Origin of the sequence: Winogradskyella sp. (genome assembly GCF_016744625.1) — a bacterium.
Taxonomy (GTDB): domain Bacteria; phylum Bacteroidota; class Bacteroidia; order Flavobacteriales; family Flavobacteriaceae; genus Winogradskyella.
On sequence record NZ_JADGDZ010000148.1, the window covers coordinates 1 to 4,418 of the forward strand.

General features: G+C 29.9%; 4 protein-coding genes. All 4 read left to right on the forward strand.

Annotated elements, in window-relative coordinates; translation table 11 throughout:
* Nucleotides 1-155: 155 nt before the first annotated feature.
* Nucleotides 156-1,028 (forward strand): formyltransferase family protein, encoded by an 873-nt coding sequence (locus QZZ53_RS16910; RefSeq protein WP_296386903.1) that lies wholly within the window; start codon nt 156-158, stop codon nt 1,026-1,028.
* On the forward strand, nt 1,025-2,173 hold the full coding sequence (gene rffA, locus QZZ53_RS16915; protein WP_296386906.1) for a dTDP-4-amino-4,6-dideoxygalactose transaminase: 1,149 nt from the start codon (nt 1,025-1,027) through the stop codon (nt 2,171-2,173). The genes QZZ53_RS16910 and rffA overlap by 4 nt, the downstream gene beginning before the upstream one ends.
* Complete coding sequence (locus tag QZZ53_RS16920) at nt 2,173-3,333, forward strand: TDP-N-acetylfucosamine:lipid II N-acetylfucosaminyltransferase (RefSeq protein WP_296386908.1); 1,161 nt, start codon at nt 2,173-2,175, stop codon at nt 3,331-3,333. Before rffA ends, QZZ53_RS16920 begins: the two co-directional genes overlap by 1 nt.
* A gap of 6 nt (nt 3,334-3,339) precedes the next feature.
* The coding region (locus tag QZZ53_RS16925; RefSeq protein ID WP_296386910.1) for an MOP flippase family protein at nt 3,340-4,418 on the forward strand (1,079 nt) is incomplete at its 3' end.

Below are 4,418 nucleotides of genomic sequence, written 5' to 3' on the forward strand. Positions count from 1 at the left end.
CAAAAATAAGAATCGTATCAACTTTTGTACATAAATTACAACTTTTGTAAATACCACCTTTAGTTGTCAGAACAAGAGTTGTAGACAATAAATACGACCCTTTTATTTTATCTAAGCCAGTTCTTAACGAAAAAATCGAATTAGAATTATAATAAATGATTACATTATATTTATTAGGAAAAAAAGGATTAAGTCTATTATTTAATGTGAAACAGGAGGATATTAAATATATCTCTAAAGTTATAATAGGTAAGGATAAAAACGTAATTAATGACTATTCTGCAGATATTGAGGCATCTTGTATCAAGAATTTGATTTCTTATGTGGTTTCTAATAATCAAAAATCATTTAAAACGGAATATGCTATTGCTGTTGGTTGGAGACAGCTAATTAATTATACGAATAACCAAAGACTTATAGTTTTTCACGATTCAATATTACCACGTTTAAGAGGTTTTAATCCCTTGGTTACATCACTAATAAATGGAGATAGCCAAATAGGTGTTACCGCCTTATTTGCTTCAAATGATTATGATAAAGGAGATATAATAGATTGTGAAAAATCCACTATAGAGTACCCTATGAAAATTGAAGAAGCAATAAATATTGTGTCAGGTGGTTATTCTAAACTCGCTAATAGGATAATTTCCAACATAATAGGTGGTAAAGAGCTTTCGAGCGAAAAACAAGATGAAAGTAAAGCGACCTACAGTTTGTGGCGCAACCATGATGATTATAGAATTAACTGGAGTAATAGTGCTAATAAAATAGCTAGGCATATTGATGCTGTTGGGTTTCCATACACAGGAGCTGTTGCTGAATTAAATAATGCCTTTATAACCATAATCGATAGCCAACCAATTGATGATGTTGTTATTGAAAACAGGACAGTTGGGAAGGTAATCTTTAAAGAGGATAATTTCCCAATAGTTGTATGCGGGAAAGGACTGCTAAAGGTTTTAAATGCGGTTGATTCTGAAAATAAAAAGATTGATTTTAGTAAAAATTTTAGATTAAGATTTAAATGACATATAAAACACCATTTAATAAGCCTTATTTAACAGGCAAAGAAACGCATTATATGTATGATGCTGTTAGCACGGGTAAGATTTCGGGAAATGGAAAATACACTAAGATGTGCCAAGACTTCTTTGAAAAACAATATGGTTTTGGCAAATGTATGCTTACAACCTCTTGCACTGACGCTTTAGAAATGGCTGCCATATTAATTGATATTAAAAGTGGTGATGAGGTCATTATGCCTTCCTACACCTTTGTTTCTACTGCAAATGCATTTATTTTAAGAGGTGCCAAAGTTGTTTTTCTAGATAGTAGAAAAGATCATCCAGGAATGAATGAGGATGAGATAGAATCATTAATTACAGAAAAAACAAAAGCCATTGTATTGGTCCATTATGCTGGTGTTGCATGTGATATGGATAAAATAATGGATGTAGCCAATAAACATAATTTATATGTCATTGAAGATGCTGCTCAGGCGGTTGATAGTTACTACACTAATAAGCATGGAGAAAAAAAAGCACTTGGCTCTATTGGTCACTTGGCCGCGTTTTCCTTTCACGAAACTAAAAATATAATCTCAGGAGAAGGAGGTATGCTGGTTATAAATGATTCTCAATTTAGTGATAGAGCAGAAATTATATGGGAGAAAGGAACCAATAGATCTTCATTCTTTAGAGGAGAAGTTGATAAGTATGGTTGGGTAGATATGGGCTCTTCTTTTTTACCATCAGAAATTATTGCTTCTTTTTTGTGGGCACAATTAGAGAATTTGAAAGATATCCAAAATCAAAGAAAAAAAATATGGAACTTATATTATGAAGGTATAAGTGAATGGGCAAATAAAAACAATATTCAACTTCCTTATGTTCCTAAATTTGCAACTAATAATGCGCATATGTTTTATTTGGTCTTTAATAGTATAAAAGACCGTTCTAAAGCTATTGAAAAACTAAAAGACAGTAGCATATTATCAGTATTCCATTATTTAAGTTTACACGATAGCCAATATTACAAATCTAAGCACGATGGAAGAATACTTGGAGAAAGCGATAGATACTCAAACCAACTACTAAGATTACCAATGTATTATGAACTATCTAATGATCAGGTAACAGAAGTCATAAATCGATTAAAAGAATTGAAGTATTAATGGTTTTACACTTCGTAACAGATGAGAAAGTAACAGATCAAATTATTGAAAACTTCAGTAAAGTTGATAAAAGCTGTTTTTTTTTAGTATTTGAATTGTCACATTGCGAAACATATAAATACATTACTAGCTCTTCTGATAGATTGATAAAGTTTCAAATACTGAATGATGATATTAATGACATTATTAAAAAGCATAATGTTACAACCATTCTTACTCATGCGTTTCATTTAGAATATGCTAAGGCAATATTAAAAATATCTAAATCTTTAAAAATAGCTTGGTACACATGGGGTTTTGATGTTTACGGTCTTCCTAAAATAAAGCCTTTAACCTATGCACCATTAACAAATAAATACCTTTTACAAACCACACCGAAACTAAGAATTGGTAGAGTTATTTTGAAGTATGGGGTGTTAAGAAAACTTTATTTTTTGTTTACAAAGGAAGAGGATAGATACTCTATGATTTATAGAGCCCTAAAGAGGGTCGATTATTTTGTAACATATCTTGAAGAAGATTATAAATATTTCTCAAACCAATACAGCAACAGTTTTAATTACATTAATTGCCCATTTAGTACTATTGATCAGTATTTAGCAGGGAATAATGATTTACATATAGCTAATAACGCAGTAAATATATTAATTGGTAATTCGAACTCAGAAGAATCAAACCATTTAGATGCACTAGAACATATTTTCAAGCAAAAAGAGGGGTATGATGATTTATCCATATATGTGCCGCTCAGTTATGGGGGTAACATCAATTATAGAGAATGTATTATTAAAGAAGGCGAAGAACTTTTTGGAGACTCATTTGTTCCGTTATTAGAGTTTATGAATAGAAAGGATTATATTGAGGTTCTTAGATCTTGTTCTGTAGGTGTTTTTTATCATTATAGACAACAAGCAATGGGAAATATTATTGCAATGTTATACCTTGGATCAAGGGTATATTTATCAAAAAAAAATCCAGCATACGCTTTTTTTGTTGACAATAATATTAGTGTTTTTGACCTTGATAAAGATTATAGCACCTATAAAAATAGTAAACTTAATGAGAAACAGATTCTTCATAACAGAACAATGCTCAATACAATCTTTAATGAAGATCGTGTTTTAAAAGAAATTACAAAGTTAAACACTAAAATACATTAGGTAAGAATGTCGCTAAAGGACCAAGTATTAAGAGGTGTAAAATGGACTTCGTATGCGACTATTTGTAATGCGTTAGTTGCTATTATAAAAATTAGTGTTTTGGCCCGTTTTTTGGATAAAAACGATTTTGGTTTAATGGCTTTGATTATGTTTGTTTTGGGATTTATGAATTTGTTTAGTGACATGGGTTTATCTACTGCAATTCTCCACAAACAGAATATATCTAAACAAAATTACGCAAGCCTATATTGGTTCAATATTATAATTTGCTTATTTTTTTACTTACTTCTTTGGCTTACAACACCTATTATTTCTTCAATCTATGAAGAGCCCATACTAAATGAATTAATTCCCTTGATAGGATTGAATTTAATCTTTTCAGGTATTGGAATACAGTTTAAAACAATTGAATATAAGCACTTAAGGTTTAAACAAGTTAGTATAATAGATATAATAGCCGTGTCATTATCATTGGTTATTGCAGTTTTTTTAGCGGTAAAAGGTTATGGTGTATTATCTTTAGTATATTCAAGCCTAGTTCAATATTTGTTTTCCAACATTTGTTATTTAATTATAGGAATAAAAAAACATGGACTTTTAATTCATTATAGATTTTCGGAAACTTTACCTTTTCTAAAAATAGGTATATATCAAGTTGGTGGTCAAATAGTAAATTACTTTAATAGAGATTTAGATATTTTAATAATAGGGAAACTTTTTTCTACTGAAGTTTTGGGTGGTTATAGTTTAGCAAAGCAATTAGTTTTTAGACCAGCACAAATAATAAATCCAATATTAATAAAAGTAGCGTCACCAACTTTATCAAAGTTTCAAGACCATATAGAGTCTTTAAGAACTAATTATCTAAAATTAATAAATATTGTTTCTACTATTAATCTACATGTTTATACACTTATTATAATATTTGCGCCATTTATAGTGGAAGTAATGTATGGGGCTGGTTTTGAGGATATTGTTATATTGGTGAGAATTTTAAGTGTTTATATGTTTTTTAGAGCAATTGGTAATCCTGTTGGAAGCTTGGTTGTAGCTACAGGGAAAACACATTTAGAATTTTATTGGAA

Coding starts and splice junctions, on each gene's coding strand:
- rffA (WP_296386906.1), top strand. CDS start 1,025: ATGACATATAAAACACCATTTAATAAGCCTTATTTAACAGGCAAAGAA.
- QZZ53_RS16920 (WP_296386908.1), top strand. CDS start 2,173: ATGGTTTTACACTTCGTAACAGATGAGAAAGTAACAGATCAAATTATT.
- QZZ53_RS16910 (WP_296386903.1), top strand. CDS start 156: ATGATTACATTATATTTATTAGGAAAAAAAGGATTAAGTCTATTATTT.